Origin of the sequence: Paenibacillus sp. FSL P2-0173 (assembly GCF_038008045.1) — a bacterium.
Taxonomy (GTDB): domain Bacteria; phylum Bacillota; class Bacilli; order Paenibacillales; family Paenibacillaceae; genus Paenibacillus; species Paenibacillus polymyxa_B.
This window is the reverse complement of the sequence record NZ_JBBOYK010000009.1, coordinates 1-21,904: the sequence shown is the minus strand read 5'-3', so window position 1 is coordinate 21,904 and position 21,904 is coordinate 1. Positions and strand designations below refer to the sequence as shown.

The window sequence follows — 21,904 nt, the reverse complement described above, 5'->3', positions numbered from 1 at the left end:
TCATAACACCTCGGTAGGAAATTAAGCCCGAAGGCACCTACTGTCTACGGTAAGCATATTCAACTTTAATGGTCAGTCACAAGGACTCACAACTTTTATAGAATAACAAATTTGATTGAGTGTGTCAATCAAAATATTATCTGTAAACAGATGCGTTCACACGTGCACTTGGTCCCATAGTCGAAGAAATAGCGATGTTTTTCAGGTATACACCCTTAGCAGCCGCTGGCTTCGCACGGTTCAAGGCTTCAACCAAGGCTTTAAGGTTCTCGTTCAGCTGTTCAGCACTGAAGGAAGCTTTGCCGATTGGCGCATGAATTTGACCGGCTTTGTCGAGACGGTATTCGATTTTACCGGCTTTAATTTCTTGAACAGCCTTGGCAACGTCGAAAGTAACTGTGCCTGCTTTAGGGTTAGGCATCAAACCTTTACCACCGAGCAAACGACCCAGTTTACCAACCTCACTCATCATATCAGGTGTCGCAACGCAGACGTCGAATTCGAACCAGCCTTGTTGGATTTTGTTGATCATATCTTGATCACCAACAAAATCAGCGCCAGCCGCTTCCGCTTCTTTCACTTTGTCACCTTTTGCAAATACCAGAACGCGTTGTGTTTTACCCGTACCATGCGGCAGAACAACAACACCACGAACAGCCTGGTCTTGTTTACGGGAATCTACGCCCAGACGAACTGCTGCTTCAACGGTTTCGTCGAATTTAGCAGTCGCAGCCTTTTTCACCAGTTCAACGGCTTCTAAAGGCTCGTAAGTTGCTTCGCTGTCAATCAGCTTAGCAGCTTCCAGGTACTTCTTACCATGTTTAGCCATAATGTTTTCCTCCTTATGTGGTATTAGCGGATATTCCTCCCACACTTGCCGGACAGTCAAACTGCCGGCACACGTAGATTAATAAAATTAATCTACGATGGTGATACCCATGCTGCGAGCAGTACCTTCAACCATACGCATTGCCGATTCTACGGAAGCTGCGTTAAGGTCAGGCATTTTTTGCTCTGCAATTTGACGAACAGCAGCGCGATTTACAGTTGCAACTTTCGTTTTATTCGGTTCACCGGAACCTTTTTCGATTTTAGCAGCAACTTTCAACAGAACAGCAGCCGGTGGAGTTTTGGTGATGAACGTAAAAGAACGATCCTCAAATACCGAAATTTCAACCGGAATAATCAGGCCTGCTTGATCAGCAGTACGAGCATTGAACTCTTTACAGAATGCCATGATGTTGACACCTGCTTGACCCAAAGCTGGACCTACTGGAGGCGCTGGATTAGCTTTCCCTGCAGGAATCTGCAGTTTTACCATTTTAATTACCTTTTTTGCCATGGATGACACCTCCTGACTCAATAGTGGTAGACGGACCTATCGATCCTCCCACAAGAAACCTGTAAGAAAAATCTATATTTTCTCCACTTGAGTATAATCCAACTCAAGCGGGGTTTCCCGTCCAAACATGTTGACGTGAACCTTAAGCTTGCTCTTCTCAACCAAAATTTCTTCCACGGAGCCCACAAAATTCGCAAAAGGACCAACTTTAATTCGCACGGATTCCTTAACATCGAATTCAATCTTCGGTTTCGGCTCTACCATGCCCATATGCTTCAGAATCTGTTCAACTTCTTCTGGAAGCAATGGCGTCGGTTTGGAACCCGAGCCTGTCGACCCTACAAATCCCGTAACACCTGGTGTGTTGCGTACAACATACCAAGAGTCGTCGGTTTGGACCATTTCGACTAAGACATAACCAGGGTAGACTTTACGCATAACGGTTTTTTTCTTACCGTCCTTGGTTACCAGTTCTTCTTCCATAGGAACAAGAACACGGAATATCTTGTCTTCCATGCCCATGGACTCAACGCGTTTTTCCAAATTGGCTTTGACTTTGTTCTCATACCCTGAATAGGTATGAACGACGTACCATCTTTTTTCCATATCAAGCCACCTGGAACCCTTCCTAGATAATCGCTTCGATCACAGCGGAAATGCCGATATCGAGAACCCAAAAATAAATCGTGACGAACGCAATTGTCCCTATGACAATCAGCGTATAGTTGGTCAGTTCTTTACGATTGGGCCAGCGAACCTTCTTGAGTTCAGCCCAGCTTTCAGAGAAAAAGGAAAACAGAGACTTGAAACTGCGTTTCACGCCGACTACACCTCCAAAAACTATCTGGTTTCCCGATGAGAAGTCTGTTCGTTACAGGACTTACAGAATTTCTTCATCTCCATGCGGTCGGGGTGATTACGCTTGTTTTTCGTCGTTGTGTAATTTCTTTGTTTGCATGTTGTACAAGCCAAAGTAATAATTACCCGCATGATGTGCACCTCCCGAAGACATCCAACACCGGAAGTCTCATAATTGATCCTAAAAAAAACCGCGAATTTAGGCCTACCTAAAACACTTTATCACACGGGGTTTTCCATGTCAACGAATGTTTGCATACAATTCGCAGTCCCGGCTGTGGTGCATTTTAACATCTGTGCATCCTTTAAAACTGTTCTCTGAAAAGCTGCTTCAAAAATCAAGGCGATATCTATTATTCATCTTTTTTAGTATAAATCATTTGTAACACTTATAAACCTGCATAATCTACCTATAACGAATAAAAAAAGACTCGGACTCGAGCCTTTTCCCTGTCAGCCTCTACTTTCAACTATCTCTTACTTCCAGATACTTTTCAAGTTTACGCTTGACCCGTTGCAGCGCGTTATCAATGGATTTCACATGGCGGTCAAGATCCTCTGCAATCTCCTGATACGAACGTCCGTCTAGATACAACATAAGTACCTTGCGCTCCAGCTCGCTCAGAATCTCGGACATCTTGTCCTCAAGGCCCACAAACTCTTCCTGATTGATTATCAGCTCTTCAGGGTCACTTACTTGTGTTCCGCAAATCACATCGAGCAACGTCCGGTCTGACTCTTCATCATAGATGGGCTTGTCCAGAGATACGTAAGAGTTCAGAGGAATGTGCTTTTGTCGTGTAGCCGTCTTAATTGCCGTAATAATCTGTCGTGTAATGCACAACTCGGCGAAAGCCTTGAACGAAGCAAGTTTGTCTCCCTTAAAATCACGAATGGATTTGTAGAGACCAATCATGCCCTCCTGAATAATATCCTCGCGATCAGCACCAATCAGGAAGTAGGATCTGGCCTTGGCCCGCACAAAGTTTCGGTATTTGTTAATCAGAAACTCCAGCGCTTCCCCATCACCTTCATGGACTGCTCCGACAATGTCTTCATCATTTTTGTAATCAAACTTTGACAACATGATATCCTTGAGGTCCACACTCACTAACAATCCCTCCGGCTGCAACGCAAGGTACCCGTTACTCTCTCAAATATACGACAAGTATACGCGATGTAACCTGATACCGTCAACCACAACAACCTAAAAAAGAAGAGCGCTAACAAAATTGTCAATGGTTTCAAAATGGAGGAGGGTCCAATTATTGGTTTATTCTCTTCTCCATCGTTCAAACAACTTTCGAAGCTCCGGACTCAGTTTGGCATCTAGCGAGTTACGGGACAATTTGGCACTATCCTGCTGGATTCGCTTCTGCACTTCCCTTTCGGATTCCTCAATCTCGATCAGTAATTCCCGCGCCGACACCCTGAGTGCACCTTGTCCAAATGCGACATGTTGTTCTACCTGATCGCTTGTGGCTACGTAAATACTTCTTCTTTTACTGCTCAGCTCCCGAACCAATCGCTCGATGCACTCATCAGCAGTTTCTTTTTCTCTGGTAAAATAAATCTGGACTTTGCTCTGGGCAAAAGTTTTACCTAATCCTGGCACCCTGTAAGCATCAAATACGACGATGACTCTTCTGCCGGAATACGCCTGATGATCCGCCAGCCGTTCAAGAAGTCTGTCCCTCGCTTCCTGCATACCAGATTGTACCAGTGCGGAAAGTTCGGGCCAGGCTCCAATCATGTTGTAACCGTCCACAAGGAGAACATCCCGCATGTCAGCCATATCGTTAGCCCCGTGCCTGTCGTCCGCGCAATACTTCGTACATGACAACACCTGCAGCTACAGAAGCATTAAGGGAATTAATTTGCCCCGCCATTGGCAGCTTGACGAGTACATCGCATTTCTCACGGATCAAACGGCCCATCCCTTTATTTTCGTTACCAATGACAATGGCTACCGGTCCCGTGAATACTCCATTCCCAAAGACGGGGTCTGTCGCTGTAACATCCGTACCAACTACCCATACACCCTCTTCTTTAAGACGGTCAATGGTTTGTCCCAGATTGTTTACACGCGCCACCGGGACGTACTCCACAGCACCTGCCGATGTTTTGGACACCGTTACAGTTACAGCTGCAGAACGCCTTTTCGGCACGATAACACCATGCGCTCCAGTACAGTCCGCTGTACGAAGGATGGAGCCCAAATTATGAGGGTCTTCAATCTCATCCAGCAAAATCAAAAACGGCTCCTCTCCCTTATCACGAGCAGTGGCGAGCAATTCTTCCACTTCAACATAGGCAAAAGGGGCAGCTTGCGCGACCACTCCCTGATGCTGAATGCCCGGAACCATTTGATCCAGCTTACGCTTGTCCACCTGCAAGACAATGATTCCTGCTTTTTTCGCCTCAGCTGTAATCGGCAGCGTCAAATGTTTTTGTGCATTATCCGCAATCCATATTTTATTTATCGTTCTGCCTGAACGCAATGCCTCCGTTACCGAATGCTTACCGGCAATCCATTCTTCTTCCATCTCTAGCTTCCTCCCGGGAAACGGACGATGCTTGTTCCATCCAGTCCGTTCCCATTTATGATTTTTCTGTATTTTCCATTTGTGCAATTCCGAACGTAATCAACTCTCTTAATCTGTCCAAATGTCCATCACAATAAAGAGATCCAACCAACCCTTCCAGTGCAGTGGCATGCCGATACTCAAGCACATCAGCATTTTTGGGCAAACTTCCTGATTTAGCATTTCTTCCTTGTCGGACAATATCGCGTTCTTCTTCCGTCAGTACCTTTTCCAATAGCCCCAACATGCGACTCTGCGCCTTGGCGGAGACTAGCCCTGTGGCTCGCCGATGCAGATGGTTTGGACGCAGGTTAGGCTGAGCCAACAAATATTGCCGGACAGCTACCTCGTACACTGCATCACCAATGTAAGCTAGTGCAATGGGGGGCATCAAACGGGCTGGCTTGGATGCAGGGTACGGGAACCAGTTCCCCGTACCTTCCGATGCTTCTGAGTTCATTGGCTTATCACTCATTTTCGCCGCCACCGCATACCCTGCGCCGTATCTTCAAGCACAATGCCTTTTGCAGCCAACAGATCGCGAATTTCGTCAGCTCTACCCCAGTTTTTGGTCTTACGAGCTTCGACACGTTCTGCAATTAACTGCTCGATTTCGTCATCCAGCAACTCTTCACTCGGTTCCGAATAAATGCGAAGTACGCTATTCATCGAATGAAAGGTATGCAATACAGCTTGTAGTTCCGCCTGATGTACGACATCTCGCTGCAACAAATGGTTTGCTTCGCTAACCCAATCAAATACAGCAGTAATCGCATCAGGTGTATTGAAATCATCATTCATTTTTTCGCCAAACTGCTGCAAAATTCCGTCGAGCTTCGTTTGCAGTTCCGTCGATACTCCCCCATTACCTTCCAGCGCATTAGCTAAACGATGCTTCACATTGGCAACTGCATTGGCGATCCGCTCGACACTGTTCTCCGCCTGACTCATAGTCTCTTGGTTATAGTTCAACGGATTCCGGTAATGTGTCGACAACATAAAATAACGTAAAGCCTCCGGCTTGTGGTGAGCGCGCAAATCTTTAACCAAAATACCATTACCGAGTGATTTCGACATTTTTTCATTATCTATGCGAATATATCCGTTATGCATCCAGTAGCGAGATAAAGGCTTACCCGTAATCACTTCAGATTGTGCGCATTCACATTCATGATGCGGAAATTGCAGATCCTGTCCGCCCCCATGAATATCCAGTGTATCTCCCAAATAATGGCGAGCCATAGCAGAGCATTCGATATGCCAGCCTGGTCGTCCATCTCCCCAAGGGCTCGACCAATGAATTTCACCCGGCTTCGCTGCCTTCCAGAGTACAAAATCCTCGGCATTTTCCTTGCGTTCATCCACATTGATGCGAATTCCGAACTGAAGCTCTTCCAGATTTTGACCTGATAGTTGTCCGTAATCTTTGAACTTTTTGGTCCGATAGAATACATCGCCATCATTTTCATAAGCGTAGCCTTTGTCTACCAATTCCTTAATAAAATCAATAATCAGGTCCATACTCTCTGTTACACGAGGGTTCATGCTGGCAGCAGGAACATTCAATCCTGCCAGATCCTCATGGTAGGCAGCAATAAATTTCTCAGCAACTGCCGAAACATCCATATCAAGTTCCCGAGCTTTGCGGATTAGTTTATCATCGACATCCGTAAAATTCACCACATAGTTTACATCATAGCCCAAGTACTCCAGGTAGCTCCGCACCACGTCAAATACAATTACAGGTCGTGCATTGCCAATATGAATGTAATCATACACGGTAGGTCCGCATACATACATTTTAACCTTTCCAGGCTCCAGTGGCACAAAAGGCTCCCGACTCCTCGTCATTGTATTATAAATTTGAAGCGGCATTGTTATGTTCCTCCCTCATGAAAATCATTTTTCTAATTTATTCTCTTGGGTCACCTGATGTTTCTGAGCGGATGGCCCATCCTTCAAATCAGATATTTCTGCACGCAAACGTTCAATTTCCCGTTGAAGTTCTCTCATAGAGTCCACAACCGGATCAGGCAATTGATGACTAAGTCGGTCTGGCCGCCTACCATCCTGTCTGACAACTCGCCCCGGGATGCCCACCACCGTACTGTTTGGTGGGACTTCTTTGAGCACAACCGAGTTGGAGCCAATGTTGGACTGTGCCCCAATCGTAAAAGAGCCCAATATCTTCGCACCAGAGCCGATAACAACATTATTCCCAATGGTCGGATGGCGCTTCCCTTTCTCTTTCCCAGTCCCGCCGAGTGTGACCCCCTGATACAATACGACATCGTCGCCAATCTCACAGGTTTCACCGATGACAACTCCCATGCCATGGTCAATGAACAGCCGATCTCCGATACGAGCGCCAGGATGAATTTCAATGCCTGTCATAAACCTCGATACCTGGGATATAACACGGGCTAGAGTACACCAGTTTCGCAAATAAAACCAATGTGCGATTCGGTGTGCCCAAAGGGCATGAACGCCGGAATACGTAAAAATGACCTCAAGCTTACTCCGGGCGGCCGGATCATTATCCAAAACAGTCTGAATGTCGGATTTGAAATGTCTGAACATGTCGCCCTCCTATTCCCTTCATATCCTTGCCGCATCATCACAACACTTCACGTTCCGCCAATTTTCGCATCCACCAGCACTCTTCGACATTTTTCTATCTATAATGAGTCTGAGTCTGATAAAAAAGAAAAAGCGCCTCCGCAGCCTAAGCTGCAGAGACGCATGAACGTGGTCCCACTCTGCTTCGAACATACCTGCTGCATAAAAAAGCAGAGCAGTTCGTCTTTAGCGTCCTGTAACGGGAACGACTCGGCACGCCCTTGTCACATCAGCATTTGACGCTAATGAGAGTTCGGGCGCACGGCTCCCAGGCGCATTTCCTCCGCAGGTCATCTGGACGGCTCTCAGCCTGGGGTTTCCCCTCGACCGTCCTCTCTGGCAGATGCCCTTATGCAGTGTACTTCTCCTGTTCGCAGCCTTTACACGTAAATATCAATCCGTATCAATGGAGTCATTATAGCGAAAAGACAACAAATTGACAAGAAACATCAGCCTTTAATTTGTGCCTTAAGACGATCCAGTACCTTGTCACGTCCGAGCAAAAAGATAGTTTCATTCAGATCCCGTCCATGAGTTTGGCCTGTAAGAGCCACACGAATCGGCATGAATAGTTGTTTTCCCTTAAAACCGGTTTCCTTTTGAACTTCCTTGATCAGCTTAGCCATTTGTGGAGCTGTAAATTCCTCGCTCGTTTCAACTTTACCTGCAAAAGCTCTAAGTACCTCCGGAACCTGCTCTTCGGCCAATACAGCTGCTGCTTCAGCATCCAGTTCCAGATGTGAACGGAAAAACAACTCAGACAACGCTACAATATCGGCTGCAGAAGTCATCTGTTCCTGGTATAAGCGAACCAGGGCCTTAGCCCAATCCAGTTGTTCCGCAGACAGTTCAGTCGGCAACAGCCCCGCTGCCTGGAGATGTGGAATCGCCATGCTGGCAATTCGCTCAGGATCAGCCTTTTTAATATAGTGATTGTTCAGGTAAGCAAGCTTATTTGTATCAAACACAGCCGGACTTTTGGACAAACGATTAGGATCGAAAATCGAAATCAGTTGTTCCCGATCATAGATCTCTTCTTCGCCTTCCGGGGACCAGCCCAGCAGTGCAATAAAGTTGAATATAGCTTCTGGCAGATAGCCCAACTTGTCATACTGCTCCATGAACTGAATAATGGATTCGTTACGCTTACTGAGCTTTTTGTGATCCTCGCCTACAATCAGCGTCATATGACCGAAGCGTGGCGGCTCCCAGCCAAGAGCTTCAAAGATCATCAACTGCCGCGGTGTATTGGAAACATGGTCTTCGCCCCGTAGTACATGCGATATTTTCATCAAATAATCGTCAACTGCTACAGCGAAGTTATATGTCGGAATACCATCCTTTTTGACGATAACAAAATCGCCGCTTTCCTTGGAATTGAATGTAATTTGACCTTTTACGATATCGTCAAACGTATATTCACGATCTTCCGGTACGCGAAAACGAATACTTGGTACACGGCCCTCTGCTTCAAATGCTTGGCACTGTTCTTCTGTTAGATCACGATGTTTCCCAGAATAGCGTGGTGTCTCCCCACGTGCCGTCTGCTCTTCACGCTCGCGCTCCAGCTCTTCTTCAGTGCAGTAACAACGGTAAGCCAAACCACGGTCCAGCAAATCCTGCCAGTACGTTTTATATATGTCCAAGCGTTCAGTCTGACGATAAGGTCCAAACTCGCCTCCCACGTCTACGCTCTCATCCCAGTCCATACCCAACCATTTCAAATATTTAAGTTGGCTTTCTTCTCCGCCCTCAATATTGCGCTTCACATCTGTGTCTTCGATACGAATAATAAATTTCCCACCTTGATTGCGGGCAAACAAATAATTAAATAATGCCGTTCTGGCATTTCCAATGTGCAGATGCCCTGTAGGGCTTGGTGCATAACGTACACGAACTTCCGTGCTCATATAATCTCCTCCAAATTGAATTACTCAAGATGATAGCATTTACCTGATAAGACAGACAACCGATTGAGCCGCGATTCCTTCACCCCGTCCGGGAAACCCGAGTTGCTCTGTCGTGGTCGCCTTGACGTTCACCTGGGATAGCTCCTCTGCTTCCAGCGCCCGAGCGATGACTTCATTCATCTGCGGAATATACGATGCCATTTTGGGCTTTTGTGCGATAATCGTAGAATCAATATTCCCCAAGCGATATCCTCGCTCTTTAGCTAGTCCCCACACATGCTCCAGTAGCTTAAGACTGTCGGCATCCTTAAATTCTGGGTCGTTATCCGGAAAATGCTTCCCGATGTCTCCCAAGCCAAGCGCGCCCAAGATGGCATCGCTAATGGCATGCAGCAGCACGTCTGCATCGGAATGGCCCAACAAACCTTTTTCATACGGTATATTCACACCTCCGATGATGCATGGCCTTCCTTCCACCAGCTGGTGGACGTCAAATCCTTGTCCCACTCTGATCACTTGATATCCTCTCCCTCTGTTTTTACCCATAACGCCGCCATATCCAAATCCTCAGGCGTAGTAATTTTGATGTTCTTGTAGCTGCCTTGAACGACAGTAACCGGAATTCCAAGCCGCTCTATCAGCATAGAATCATCTGTTCCCAAGAATCCCGACTGCTCCGCTTCCTCATAGGCTCGCAGCAGATCGGAAAGACGAAAAGTCTGTGGCGTTTGAATACTCCACAGACTTCGGCGATCCGGCGTTGCTGTAATGATACCATCCCCGTTCACTTGCTTGACTGTATCCTTTACAGGTACTGCTGCTACAGAAGCACCAGTACGCTGGGCTGCCTCAAGGCATGAACGTACAAGCTCAGGTTGAATTAGTGGACGCACACCATCATGCACCATCACCCAATCCGCTTGTAAGTGGCGCAGACCGCGATAAACCGAATGCTGGCGTTCACTGCCACCAGCCACCACCCGTACATTTTTACCGATTTTGTATTGATGAATCCAATCTCGGCAGCGTTCCACATCTCCTGTCCCAGTCACCATCACCATTTCATCCACTTCGGGCATAGCTGCGAATATTTCAAGTGTATGTATGAAGATGGGCTTGTCCCGCAAAAGCAGAAATTGCTTGCTCTCCTGCGTCCCCATACGGGAGCCGCGCCCTGCTGCCACAATGACAACTCCTACCCGATTGTTCATTCAAATAACTCCTGCCCTGATCGCACTTGGACGATCCGTATGATAACACATCTACTTCATCATACCGCGTTTATTGAGCTTTTTCCAATAATTTCGGTTTGGCAAAGATCATACGGCCGGCTGAGGTCTGAAGTACACTCGTGACCAGCACCTCCATCAGAGAGCCAATATAGTCACGTCCGCCTTCTACAACAATCATCGTGCCATCATCCAGATAGGCTACACCCTGCCCATGCTCCTTGCCGTCTTTAATAATCTGCACCATAATTTCCTCACCGGGCAATACGACAGGCTTCACTGCATTCGCCAAATCGTTAATATTCAGCACTGATACACCTTGAAGTTCGCATACTTTATTCAGGTTAAAATCATTAGTTACAACTTTACCCTGTAACACCTTTGCCAGCTTAACCAACTTACTGTCGACCTCTGAAATTTCCTCAAAATCACCTTCGTAAATCAGCACATTTACATCCAGTTCTTTTTGGATTTTATTCAAAATATCCAGACCTCGCCGTCCACGATTACGCTTAAGTAAATCTGATGAATCTGCAATATGCTGAAGCTCCTCCAGCACAAATTCAGGAATTACAATTGTTCCTTCAATAAAACCTGTTTTGCAAATATCCGCAATACGCCCATCTATAATGACGCTGGTGTCCAATATTTTATGTTCCTCCAGCTTGCGTTCTTCTACACCCGTTCCCCGACCAAAAAAACCAGAACTCCAAAAGGATGACAGCTCGTCCCGCTTTTCTAGCCCAACCATCAATCCTACATATCCGCATATCACGGTAACAGCCGTCTGGATAAGTTGACCCGGGGCCCCCAACCATGAAAAAAGCGGGTAAACTGCTAAGGAAAGTATCAATCCCACCGCTAAACCAATCACACCTGCCATCATCTCGTTCATCGGAATTCGTACCAAGCCTTCAATGCCCTGCTGCAACCGATTCGCCACGGATGCCCCTGCGAATGAACACCCAGCCATAAATAGCACTGCTCCCGCCATCATCCAAACAATCATTCCTGGTAAAGACCCATCACTCAACCATTGCGGCATCCACGTTACAATGCCTCCTACCCGCTGGTATAACGTATAGCCAAACCATGCTCCGCACAATCCTGTAAAAGTTAAAATAGCCTTTCTCCACATTGAGTCTCTATACCTCCTTTATTTTCTTTTCATATAGTCTGCTATTTATTGGATACATAGCATTTCTCTTACCAGTATGATCCATTTCCAACATAACTAACCCTGTATTTTCACTTTTTATGCATAAAAAAAAGCATTTATCTCCCTGAAATGCTTCAAGGAAATAAATGCTTATTCTTATTCTTGCTTGATACTAACGCTGTGAATGACGATATTGATCGTCCTGTTCTTCCTGACTGGAACGCTCCCGACCACGTCCACGTCTGCGTGACAGCTTACGAATGTTCAGCTTCATGCCATACAATGCATACAGCACCAGCGGTACAAAAATCAGCTTCGACAGCTGGTCAGGGAATTTAACAGCCAACACCACCGCTGCAATTACGACCCATGGAGCAACCCAGATCGCTTTTTTTGGGAGGCCGACCTTTTTAAAATTAGGATATCTCATGGAGCTGACCATCAAATAAGAAACCAGCAACATGGCAATCGACATGTATAACAATGAAATATCGTTATGGAATAAGGACAAAGTCGCTAATACCCCACCTGCTGCCGGAATTGGCAAACCCGTAAAATAACCTGGTACACCAGGACGTACGTTAAATCGAGCCAAACGCAACGCTCCGCACATCGGGAAAATGGCAGTAACCGTCCAAGCGAGAGCCGAATTCGCATCATGAAAAGCAACCATGTACATAATAACTGCGGGAGCAACACCAAAAGATATCATATCTGATAAGGAGTCCAGTTCTTTACCGAATTCGCTTTGGGCATTCAGGACCCGGGCCATCCTTCCATCCAGTCCGTCCAACAACATGGCGACAATAACCATAATAGCGGCAAGACTGTATTTTCCGTCTACAGCCAATAAAATGGCGATCATTCCGAGAAACAAGTTACCTAAGGTACACATGTTCGGAATTGATTTGGTAATCATCTCTTCACCTCAATGTATGAATTGTTCCATTATAATCCTTTCACTGTATTACATTTACATTTGCCTGTCAATGAAAACTTGTTCCTGCAAACGTTTAAGACCTTCTTTAATCGTACGCGCACGAACCTCTCCAATACCATCCACTTCATCCAGTTCTTCTATCGTTGCTGTCATGACATGCGGAAAACGTCCAAACCGCTCCACCAGATTATGAATAATCACATTCGGCAAACGCGGTATCTTGTTCAGTACCCGATAGCCGCGTGCAGCAATATACTCTTCTGATGTCGCAGCTGAAGAAGGGTAGCCTAGTAAACGTACAATATGATTCACATCCAACAATTCGTCGTCCGTAGAACGTTTGAGTCCCAATATAATTTCACGAATCTTCTCGTCGCTATCGTCTTTGGCATAATCCTTATACAGCAACCATGCTTCTTCCTCAATGTTGCTGACAAGCTCTTCCATCTGCATACTAATCAGACGGCCCTCATTTCCGAGCTCGTTAATAAATCGTTTGATCTCCATTTTGATGCGCAGCACCATTTCGATCCGCTGGATGACATTAACGACCTCCGGCATGGTAACCAGCTCTTCAAATTCAGAAGCTGTCAAATTCGTAGAGGCTTGCCCCAACACGGATCTATATTTCTCTAACGTCTGAATAGCCTGATTGGCTTTCGTCAAAATAACCCCGATTTCCTTGAGCGCATACCGTAATGTCCCCTGATACAAGGTAATAATATTACGCCGCTGGGAAATAGAAACCACTAGTTTGCCAGTCTGCTTTGCAACTCGTTCTGCTGTCCGGTGCCGAATTCCTGTTTCAATTGAAGAAATGGAGGAGTCCGGAATCAGTTGCGTATTGGCATATAAAATTCGTTTTAAATCCTCGCTCAATATGATTGCGCCGTCCATTTTAGCCAACTCATACAAATAATTCGGCGAAAAATCACAATTAATGGAGAAACCGCCATCCACCACTTCCATAACTTCTGGGCTATAGCCAACGACCAGAAGAGCACCCGTTTTGGCACGCAAAACGTTTTCCAACCCGTCGCGAAAGGGAGTTCCCGGTGCCACAAGCCGCAGCAAATCGTTCATTTTATCCAGTTGGCTCGCTTCTTTCATTCTCAATGCCCCCTAATCTAATGCGGCTGCCAGTGCATCTGCCACCGTTCCTACTCCTATAATTTGAATCCCTTTCGGATGTGTCCAGCCCTTCAAGCTTTTCTCCGGCATGATCACCCGTTTGAAACCTAGTTTCTCCGCTTCCCGTACTCGCTGTTCTGCTCGGGATACCGCACGTACCTCACCTGTCAGTCCCACCTCGCCAAAAATCACATCGTACGGCTTGGTAGGAGCATCCCTAAAGCTGGAAGCAATGCTCACAGCTATAGCCAAATCCACCGCCGGTTCATCCAACTTCACGCCTCCAGCTACGTTGAGATAGGCGTCCTGGTTTTGCAAAAACATGCCCATCCGCTTTTCTAGCACGGCTATGATTAATCCCATTCGATGATGATCGACTCCTGTGCCCATTCGGCGCGGAGATGGAAAATGCGTAGCTGCAATCAATGCTTGCAGTTCAACCAATACAGGTCGGGTTCCTTCCATACTGGCTACAACAGTAGAACCCGCTACCCCCAGTGGTCGTTCAGACAGGAATAGTTCAGAAGGATTTGACACCTCACGCAAACCGCTTTCAGCCATTTCAAAAATACCAATTTCATTTGTAGAACCGAAACGGTTTTTAACTGCACGCAAAAGCCGATACGTATGATGACGCTCTCCTTCAAAATAAAGCACACAATCAACCATATGTTCCAACAAACGTGGACCTGCAATGGCCCCTTCCTTGGTCACATGTCCCACCAATACCGTAGCAATACCTAGCCCCTTGGCAATTCGCATAAAGCGTGAAGTACACTCCCGCACCTGAGCCACACTACCTGGTGCACTCGTCACCTCAGGCAAATATACGGTCTGTATCGAGTCGATGACCAAAAATTCCGGCTTCAAGCTGTCCACCGCTTCTTCAATCGTCTCCAAATTCGTCTCACATAATACGTATAGGCTGGGGGACAAGGCACCGAGCCGATCTGCACGTAGTTTCGTTTGACGGACAGATTCCTCACCAGACACGTATAGCACCTTTAAACCAGTTAAAGCCAGCTCATTAGATGTTTGCAGCATAAGCGTAGATTTACCGATTCCCGGATCACCGCCCACCAAAACGAGTGAACCCGGCACCACACCTCCACCGAGTACTCGATTCAATTCGCCAATTCCCGTCAAAATTCGCGTTTCTTTGCCACTCTCCACCTCTATAATAGGCAGTGGCTTGTCTTTTGTGCTATGAGTAAGAAGGGAAGACCCCATTCCTTGAGTTTTTACAACGCTTTCCGTTTCTTCGACCATGGAATTCCATGCCTGGCATCCAGGACATTTTCCGTACCATTTGGGCGATTCATAACCACATTCCGTACAGGAAAATTTAGTTTTCACTTTAGCCATACTTTATTCCTGGGCTCCTTATTGACGACGATAATGTCAAATTTATGTTCATACAGCCCAGAAAGAGCTGTAACAATAAAAGTTTACCATTGAAGCTTGGCGGACGTAAAGCAATATCACAAACTTTCCCAAAGCATTTACCCAACCATTTTACCGTGTTTTATACACAAAAAGGGTGTCTTCGCAATAGCTTTCCAGCCTGCGAGACACCCTTTTCTACTATTTATTTAGTAAACTGCTTTAGGACTTGGCAGATACATTATCCTTTTTCGTTACAGTCAATGCACCATTCTCCTCATCAATGAAGAGAGAGTCACCCTTAGTAATGTTGCCAGTCAACAGTTCCTCGGACAGGCGATCTTCAATATGCTTCTGGATTGCACGACGCAATGGACGCGCACCATACGCTGGGTCAAAGCCTTCCTTGGCAAGGAATTTTTTAGCGTTGTCTGTCAACTCGAAGTCCACCTCATACTCATTCAGGCGCTTACGCAGCTCCTCAGACATGAGTGACACAATTTCGGCAATATGTTTTTCTTCGAGAGAATGGAAAACGATAATTTCATCAATCCGGTTCAAGAACTCAGGACGGAAGCTTTTCTTCAGTTCATCCATCACTTTGCCCTTCATATTATCGTAATCCGCCCCAGCGTCCACTACAGCTGTAAAACCAAGCGTGGAGTTACGTTTAATCGCCTGTGCACCAACATTAGATGTTAGGATGATGAGTGTGTTACGGAAATCGACGACACGACCTTTGGAATCTGTTAGACGACCATCTTCCAGCACTTGCAGAAGAATATTGAATACTTCTGGGTGTGCTTTTTCAATTTCATCCAGCAACACAACAGAGTATGGCTTACGACGTACCTTCTCAGTCAGCTGACCGCCTTCTTCATATCCAACGTACCCTGGAGGTGCTCCTACCAGACGGGACGTGGAGTGCTTCTCCATATATTCGGACATATCAATACGGATAACCGCATTTTCATCTCCAAACATGGATTCAGCCAAGGCGCGTGCCAATTCTGTTTTACCAACCCCAGTTGGGCCGAGGAAAATAAAGGAACCAATTGGACGCTTCGGATCTTTCAGTCCGGCACGTGCCCGGCGAATCGCCCGGCTTACTGCCTTAACTGCTTCATCCTGTCCAATTACCCGCTCATGCAGCAACTCTTCCATATTCAACAAGCGGTGTGTTTCTTCCTCTTTCAGCTTGCTGACTGGAACACCTGTCCAGATTGCAACGACCTGAGCGATATCCTCTGGTGTAACTTCAGAATCTGTACGACCCTGTTGTTCTTTCCATTGGTTTTTCGTCACGTCTAGCTCTTCACGGATTTTTTGCTCTGTATCACGCAACGCTGCCGCTTTTTCAAACTCCTGACTTTGTACCGCTGAATCCTTTTCCTTACGGATATCTTCCAGACGGTTTTCCAGCTGTTTCAGGTTTGGCGGTACAGTGTAAGAATTCAGCCTTACTTTGGAGCCCGCTTCATCAATAAGGTCAATAGCCTTATCTGGCAGGAAGCGGTCGGTGATATAACGATCTGACAATTTTACAGCCGCTTCAATAGCCTCATCTGTGATCTTTACACGGTGATGCGCTTCGTAACGGTCACGCAGGCCGTACAAGATTTGAATCGCCTCTTCTGGAGAAGGCTGATCCACTGTAATTGGTTGAAAACGACGCTCCAAAGCAGCATCTTTCTCAATATATTTGCGGTATTCATCCAGCGTGGTCGCACCGATGCATTGCAGCTCGCCACGTGCCAGAGCAGGCTTAAGGATGTTGGACGCATCAATTGCGCCTTCCGCTCCACCAGCACCAATCAGCGTATGCAGCTCATCAATGAACAATACGATATTACCCGCTTGACGAATCTCGTCCATAATTTTTTTCAAACGATCCTCGAATTCACCACGATACTTGGTGCCTGCTACCACAGAACCCATATCCAGTGTCATTACGCGCTTGTCGCGCAACGTTTCAGGAATCTCATTTGCTATAATTTTTTGGGCCAATCCTTCGGCAATCGCTGTTTTACCTACCCCAGGCTCACCGATCAGAACCGGATTGTTCTTTGTACGGCGGCTGAGCACCTGAATTACGCGTTCAATTTCCTTGCTACGCCCAATAACAGGGTCCAGGTTGTTTTCCTTCGCAGATGCCGTCAGATCGCGTGCCAGACTGTCCAGAGTTGGCGTGCTGACATTAGCTGGAGCACCGTGATGGCTGGAAACAGCCTCGCTGCTGCCGAGCAATTGAAGCACTTGCTGACGCGCTTTGTTCAGACTGATGCCCAAGTTGTTCAGTACACGCGCTGCTACGCCTTCACCTTCACGAATAAGACCAAGCAAAATATGTTCTGTACCTACATAGGTATGGCCCAGTTTGCGGGCTTCATCCATAGACAGTTCGATGACTTTTTTGGCGCGTGGAGTATAGGCAATGTTCGTCGGTTGCTCTTGACCGCGTCCAATCAGCGTTTCCACTTCATCCTGGATTTTTTCCAGTCCCAGCCCTAAACCGATTAAGGCTTTCGCGGCTATTCCTTCACCTTCACGAATGAGGCCTAGCAAAATGTGCTCTGTGCCAATGTTGTTGTGTCCCAATCGAACAGCTTCTTCCTGAGCCAAAGCAAGCACTTTCTGTGCACGTTCCGTAAATCTTCCAAACATCATATATCCTGCACCTCCACAGTGTGTATTTCAGATCATTCTATATATTAAAGGGTTGTGCCTAATTTTTGCCGGATCAGCTTCGCCCGGTACATATCGCGCTCTTCGGTATTCATTTTATCCCCAAAGCTTTTTTGCAGGAACCCGGGTTGTGTCATCACATTCAGCTCATTCATCGCTGCGGTGGAAGGACGCTCCAAAATCCCTAAATCTACGCCAAGACGTACATCGGATAGCCGCTGTGCAGCCTCCTTGGAATCCAATACTGCTGCATATGACAAAATACCGAATGAACGCATCACCCGATCTGTAATTCGCAGCATAGATTCATTCATTAGCCTTTCTCTGGCAGAACGCTCGTGCTCAATAATTTGTAGCACCACGCCATGTAGATTCTCAATAATCTCCGCTTCGGTTTGTCCCAGTGTAATCTGATTAGATACCTGAAACAAATTTCCGACCGCTTCGCTGCCTTCACCGTAAATGCCACGAACTGTAAGACCTACCTGTGAAACAGCAGACAATATACGATTGATTTGATGAGTCATAACTAATGCAGGCAAATGCATCATCACCGAAGCTCTCATACCTGTGCCGACATTCGTCGGACAACTGGTCAGAAAACCTCTCCGATCATCAAATGCATAATCAACATGCGCTTCAAATGCATCATCAATAATCATAGCGCGTTCCCAAGCTTCCCTAACCTGACATCCCGGATATAAGCACTGGATACGCAGATGATCCTCTTCGTTTATCATAACACTAACCGATTCATCATCGCTAATTAAAACAGCACCGTTACGAGATTCGTTCGCCAAATTTGGACTAATCAAATGCTTCTCAACCAGCACCTGCTTGTCGATCTCATCCAACTCGGATATTTTCAGCGTATGGAAAGTACCAAAACCGCCTAAATCATCATACTGAAGGATATCCGTCAAGCGTTGAAGTGCTTCTTCCGACTGCTGATTGGTAGCAAGCATGGGAAAAGGCAGATGCTGCAAGTTACGCGCAATTCTCACCCGGCTGCTAATGACAATCTCCGAATCCGCAGCATCACCACGCATCCAGTCACTTAGCGGCTTCTCCGTAAACCGAATATTGGGCATTACGCATCCCTCCTACTCTTCACAAACTTTACTCTTCAGTCATTTCTTTTTCAAGCTCTCTGATTTGATCCCTAAGCTCAGCAGCTGATTCAAATTCTTCCTGTACAATATGCTGTTGCATCTCTTTTTTCAAATCGTCAATTTGCCGTTTAACCTTCAGTCGGCCTCCAGTGCGAACCGGAACTTTACCAACATGATTCGTACTGCCATGCACACGCTTGAACAGAGGGTCCAGACGACTATCAAAATATTGATAGCACGACGGGCATCCGAAACGTCCCAGCTTACTAAACTGTGCATAGGTCATGCCACAATCCTTGCATTGCAGGTTCTGCGGACCGCTGTGGCCTGAAGATTGGCTCTTTGTACTGGAGTCAAAATCCAGCATCCCCGACAACAAGCTATGAATCGAAAAGCCGTTAGGTGTTCCAGGGATCATCTCCCCTTTTTCCTTGGCACACGTCTCACAAATATGAAACTCTGTCTTTTCGCCATTCACAATTTTGGTGAAATGCAAAGTTGCCGGCCGCATATTACATTCTTGGCACAGCATAAAAGCACCTCCTTCAATGTCAGGATTTATACCAATCCCTACATCCAAACGTTAGTCTCTATTCACACACTATTTGGTCGCCAGCAACGAGATCAGCATAGCCTTAAGCAATCTTGCTCGCAGTTGATCACGATAGGGAAGCTTCAGTAATAATGTATCCCTTGATAAAGCAGCCTTCATTAAATTAGCTTCCCTTTTGCTTAAAAAATGGGCTTCCTCTAACTGATAAATTAGACCTTCTGCTGCCGATTGGCTTATTTCCTCCCCGATGCTCTGATGAAGATGTGTATGGATGGCATGCTGTGCAGGCAGCTGAATTCGCTGAATACGAATGTAGCCCCCGCCACCGCGTTTACTTTCCACCACATAGCCTTTTTCCAGCGTAAACCGGGTGCTAATTACATAATTAATTTGCGACGGCACGCAGGAAAAGCGGTCAGCCAGATCATTGCGCTGAATCTCCACTAAACCTTGGGGACTTTCCAGCAATATACTCTTCAAATATTGTTCAATAATATCGGAAACATTGCGCATTTCATCATCCTCCACTAACGGAAACGCAAGTATTCAAGTACATTTCACGCTCCACAGAGTCCGCCGTATATTGAACTTAACCAAACGGTAAAGTCACGAATCTAAGCTGTATTCAGGCTATTGATACATCCATTGGAATTGTACCGTTTTGTCTCTAGTGTGGCCTTTATTTGCGATTAATCATACACTTCTCTTATGTTCATAAGAGTCAGCTCCTAACTATACGCAAATCATTTCGATCCTCATTTACTTCTTTGCTATCAAAATCACCTTATACAGCTAATCCATCAGCATAGTACTTCTACAGAATCGCACGAGGTTTGATTGACTTTGACTTTCTTTGACTATATTCATATTATAGCACATTATTCATTTTTGCCAAGGGGTCAATACCATTTTTCGCAATCTAATTATGTTTTATACAATACCATAAAAAAACTCTTCCCATTACAGAAAGAGTTTTGAAAATTATGATAACCACACAAGTTATGTTCCCTGAAAGATGGAGCCTAAGAAGAACTAACTGGGCCTTTATCAGAAAAAATCCAATAAGAACGTTTGTTTTACCGGTATTACACGTTTAAGGGCAGACACAGACTCACTGCTACCTTCAATACGCCCCCATTTATACAGATCATCAGCCTGCTGGTAGCCAAGCATCAGAGTCGTCAGTGACTGAATCCCAAGTTTCAAGTCAGCTACTATGGCGTTTTCAGATGAATTGCTTATATCCACTCTCTCCAGATGTCCTTGCCCCTCCGTAGTAATCGTTAATCTCCATAATCCATCATTCCATGGAGCATACCGATCAGTCAGATTTAAGGTTAAACTTGTTTCTTCTCCAATCTGTTCAAAAGGGTATCTTTCTATAAAAGCAGCTGCATCCACAATACGACCCATAAAATAAGGCACAGTTTCCTGTTGAATTCGTGGATCATCGAGTAAAAATGGCAGATTGTCATCTGCTGGAACGTAATTAAATTTACCTTGGGCTATCATTGAGTCATGATTTGCAAAATAAGTCCATAAAGCCCGACGAGCCGTCTCATTTTCATATACCAACTCATCACAATTCAACTGTTTATCTTCAATTTTGTATAGTGCATATCCCTGAGGATCGCCTGTTTCTGAGTAATATACCGCAGTTCGATAGTTCTCATTTAAAATCCGCTCTTGCCACCATTCCTTATCTCGTACCAGCGTGCCATTATAACGAGATGCATACGCTTGATACACTTGGTCCAATTCTAAAATATCTTTGACATCGCGTTTGACTGTACCTTCTGTTTTAAGTTTTGCAGGGAATTTTTCAATGGGAATGACGTACTTTTTGTATTCAATATACGTTTCCCATCCAAATTTACGATAGAAGGCAAAGGAGAATGGATGCAGAAAAGAAAGGCTTTGTCCCGCAGACTTCATCTCTTCAAGCGCATGCGTCAACAAGCGTGATACCATGCCTCCGCGACGCTTTTCTGGCCACGTTGCCACACCAGCAATGCCTCCCATATCAAAAACCTGACCGTTTATGTATACCTGTAGCGGTAACAAAGTCAGTTTAGCATTCAAGTCATGTCCGTCGAATATTCCCCATGTTTGCTCCGGTTTGAATTTCTTCTTGGATTTTTCCAAATCTTCCTGGGACATTGTAAACTGAAAAGCATATTGAGATAATTCAATAGCCGCTTCAAATTCCTCACGTTGTAATTGTCTGATCTCCATAACTTCGTCACCTCGCTTGTATACTTGGGCATCCATAAAAAAGATTATACACTTAGAGTGTGGCAAAGCCTCTTCCCTCTGTCAACCTTAGAAGCAGGTGGCCATCTAAAAACACATAAAAAAAGGATGATAATCTCATTGAGATTATCATCCTTTTCACTTT

The 21,904-nt window shown here is 45.8% G+C and carries 23 protein-coding genes and 1 other annotated feature (1 of these 24 cut by a window edge); all 23 genes read right to left on the bottom strand.

The features are described 5' to 3' along the window. Nucleotides 1–68 (bottom strand) — a sequence feature (ribosomal protein L10 leader region) (it extends 84 nt beyond the left edge of the window). A gap of 68 nt (nucleotides 69–136) precedes the next feature. The 23 genes from rplA to MKX30_RS26755 all read right to left on the bottom strand — a co-directional run bounded on the left by rplA (nucleotide 137) and on the right by MKX30_RS26755 (nucleotide 21,741). Further along, nucleotides 137–829 (bottom strand): 50S ribosomal protein L1, encoded by a 693-nt coding sequence (gene rplA, locus MKX30_RS26865; protein ID WP_013312169.1) that lies wholly within the window; start codon nucleotides 827–829, stop codon nucleotides 137–139. A gap of 87 nt (nucleotides 830–916) precedes the next feature. After that, complete coding sequence (rplK, locus tag MKX30_RS26860) at nucleotides 917–1,342, bottom strand: 50S ribosomal protein L11 (RefSeq protein ID WP_007432595.1); 426 nt, start codon at nucleotides 1,340–1,342, stop codon at nucleotides 917–919. A gap of 72 nt (nucleotides 1,343–1,414) precedes the next feature. Next, a complete protein-coding gene (gene nusG, locus MKX30_RS26855; RefSeq protein WP_007432596.1) occupies nucleotides 1,415–1,948 on the bottom strand; it encodes a transcription termination/antitermination protein NusG in 534 nt (177 codons plus the stop codon). A gap of 22 nt (nucleotides 1,949–1,970) precedes the next feature. Further along, nucleotides 1,971–2,162, bottom strand: a complete 192-nt coding sequence (gene secE, locus MKX30_RS26850) for a preprotein translocase subunit SecE (RefSeq protein ID WP_013312170.1) — start codon at nucleotides 2,160–2,162, stop codon at nucleotides 1,971–1,973. A 20-nt stretch (nucleotides 2,163–2,182) separates the two neighbouring features. Beyond that, nucleotides 2,183–2,332, bottom strand: coding sequence for a 50S ribosomal protein L33 (gene rpmG / locus MKX30_RS26845; protein ID WP_023990562.1), 150 nt, complete (start codon nucleotides 2,330–2,332; stop codon nucleotides 2,183–2,185). A gap of 334 nt (nucleotides 2,333–2,666) precedes the next feature. Beyond that, complete coding sequence (gene sigH / locus MKX30_RS26840) at nucleotides 2,667–3,311, bottom strand: RNA polymerase sporulation sigma factor SigH (protein ID WP_016324748.1); 645 nt, start codon at nucleotides 3,309–3,311, stop codon at nucleotides 2,667–2,669. Nucleotides 3,312–3,473: 162 nt separating this feature from the next. Continuing rightward, nucleotides 3,474–3,995, bottom strand: a complete 522-nt coding sequence (locus tag MKX30_RS26835; RefSeq protein WP_023990563.1) for an NYN domain-containing protein — start codon at nucleotides 3,993–3,995, stop codon at nucleotides 3,474–3,476. Nucleotides 3,996–3,999: 4 nt separating this feature from the next. After that, complete coding sequence (gene rlmB / locus MKX30_RS26830) at nucleotides 4,000–4,746, bottom strand: 23S rRNA (guanosine(2251)-2'-O)-methyltransferase RlmB (RefSeq protein ID WP_013312173.1); 747 nt, start codon at nucleotides 4,744–4,746, stop codon at nucleotides 4,000–4,002. Nucleotides 4,747–4,801: 55 nt separating this feature from the next. Beyond that, the gene (locus tag MKX30_RS26825; RefSeq protein ID WP_028542623.1) at nucleotides 4,802–5,260 is read right to left on the bottom strand and encodes a Mini-ribonuclease 3; all 459 of its coding nucleotides are present in this window, start codon (nucleotides 5,258–5,260) and stop codon (nucleotides 4,802–4,804) included. Further along, a complete protein-coding gene (gene cysS, locus MKX30_RS26820) occupies nucleotides 5,257–6,660 on the bottom strand; it encodes a cysteine--tRNA ligase (RefSeq protein ID WP_025723808.1) in 1,404 nt (467 codons plus the stop codon). Before cysS ends, MKX30_RS26825 begins: the two co-directional genes overlap by 4 nt. Nucleotides 6,661–6,684: 24 nt before the next feature. Then, on the bottom strand, nucleotides 6,685–7,365 hold the full coding sequence (gene cysE, locus MKX30_RS26815) for a serine O-acetyltransferase (RefSeq protein ID WP_013312176.1): 681 nt from the start codon (nucleotides 7,363–7,365) through the stop codon (nucleotides 6,685–6,687). A 488-nt stretch (nucleotides 7,366–7,853) separates the two neighbouring features. Beyond that, entirely contained in the window at nucleotides 7,854–9,314 is a 1,461-nt protein-coding gene (gltX, locus tag MKX30_RS26810) for a glutamate--tRNA ligase (RefSeq protein ID WP_028542624.1), read from the bottom strand. A 39-nt stretch (nucleotides 9,315–9,353) separates the two neighbouring features. Further along, nucleotides 9,354–9,830: a 2-C-methyl-D-erythritol 2,4-cyclodiphosphate synthase gene (gene ispF, locus MKX30_RS26805; protein WP_076265419.1), complete on the bottom strand. Its 477-nt coding sequence runs from the start codon at nucleotides 9,828–9,830 to the stop codon at nucleotides 9,354–9,356. Further along, nucleotides 9,827–10,525, bottom strand: coding sequence for a 2-C-methyl-D-erythritol 4-phosphate cytidylyltransferase (gene ispD, locus MKX30_RS26800; protein ID WP_053326187.1), 699 nt, complete (start codon nucleotides 10,523–10,525; stop codon nucleotides 9,827–9,829). Before ispD ends, ispF begins: the two co-directional genes overlap by 4 nt. 70 nt (nucleotides 10,526–10,595) lie before the next feature. Further along, nucleotides 10,596–11,681, bottom strand: a complete 1,086-nt coding sequence (locus tag MKX30_RS26795) for a PIN/TRAM domain-containing protein (protein ID WP_023990569.1) — start codon at nucleotides 11,679–11,681, stop codon at nucleotides 10,596–10,598. A gap of 193 nt (nucleotides 11,682–11,874) precedes the next feature. Next, entirely contained in the window at nucleotides 11,875–12,621 is a 747-nt protein-coding gene (gene pssA / locus MKX30_RS26790; protein ID WP_023990570.1) for a CDP-diacylglycerol--serine O-phosphatidyltransferase, read from the bottom strand. A 54-nt stretch (nucleotides 12,622–12,675) separates the two neighbouring features. Next, entirely contained in the window at nucleotides 12,676–13,752 is a 1,077-nt protein-coding gene (disA, locus tag MKX30_RS26785; protein ID WP_013373290.1) for a DNA integrity scanning diadenylate cyclase DisA, read from the bottom strand. Between the two features lie 12 nt (nucleotides 13,753–13,764). After that, on the bottom strand, nucleotides 13,765–15,138 hold the full coding sequence (radA, locus tag MKX30_RS26780) for a DNA repair protein RadA (protein ID WP_013312184.1): 1,374 nt from the start codon (nucleotides 15,136–15,138) through the stop codon (nucleotides 13,765–13,767). A gap of 240 nt (nucleotides 15,139–15,378) precedes the next feature. Next, complete coding sequence (clpC, locus tag MKX30_RS26775; RefSeq protein ID WP_023990572.1) at nucleotides 15,379–17,823, bottom strand: ATP-dependent protease ATP-binding subunit ClpC; 2,445 nt, start codon at nucleotides 17,821–17,823, stop codon at nucleotides 15,379–15,381. A 44-nt stretch (nucleotides 17,824–17,867) separates the two neighbouring features. Further along, nucleotides 17,868–18,932, bottom strand: coding sequence for a protein arginine kinase (locus tag MKX30_RS26770; RefSeq protein WP_071558181.1), 1,065 nt, complete (start codon nucleotides 18,930–18,932; stop codon nucleotides 17,868–17,870). A 28-nt stretch (nucleotides 18,933–18,960) separates the two neighbouring features. Further along, nucleotides 18,961–19,485 (bottom strand): UvrB/UvrC motif-containing protein, encoded by a 525-nt coding sequence (locus MKX30_RS26765; protein ID WP_076265420.1) that lies wholly within the window; start codon nucleotides 19,483–19,485, stop codon nucleotides 18,961–18,963. Nucleotides 19,486–19,554: 69 nt separating this feature from the next. Then, a complete protein-coding gene (locus MKX30_RS26760; RefSeq protein WP_013312188.1) occupies nucleotides 19,555–20,019 on the bottom strand; it encodes a CtsR family transcriptional regulator in 465 nt (154 codons plus the stop codon). Nucleotides 20,020–20,553: 534 nt separating this feature from the next. Beyond that, nucleotides 20,554–21,741: a GNAT family N-acetyltransferase gene (locus tag MKX30_RS26755; protein ID WP_076265421.1), complete on the bottom strand. Its 1,188-nt coding sequence runs from the start codon at nucleotides 21,739–21,741 to the stop codon at nucleotides 20,554–20,556. Nucleotides 21,742–21,904: the final 163 nt, after the last annotated feature.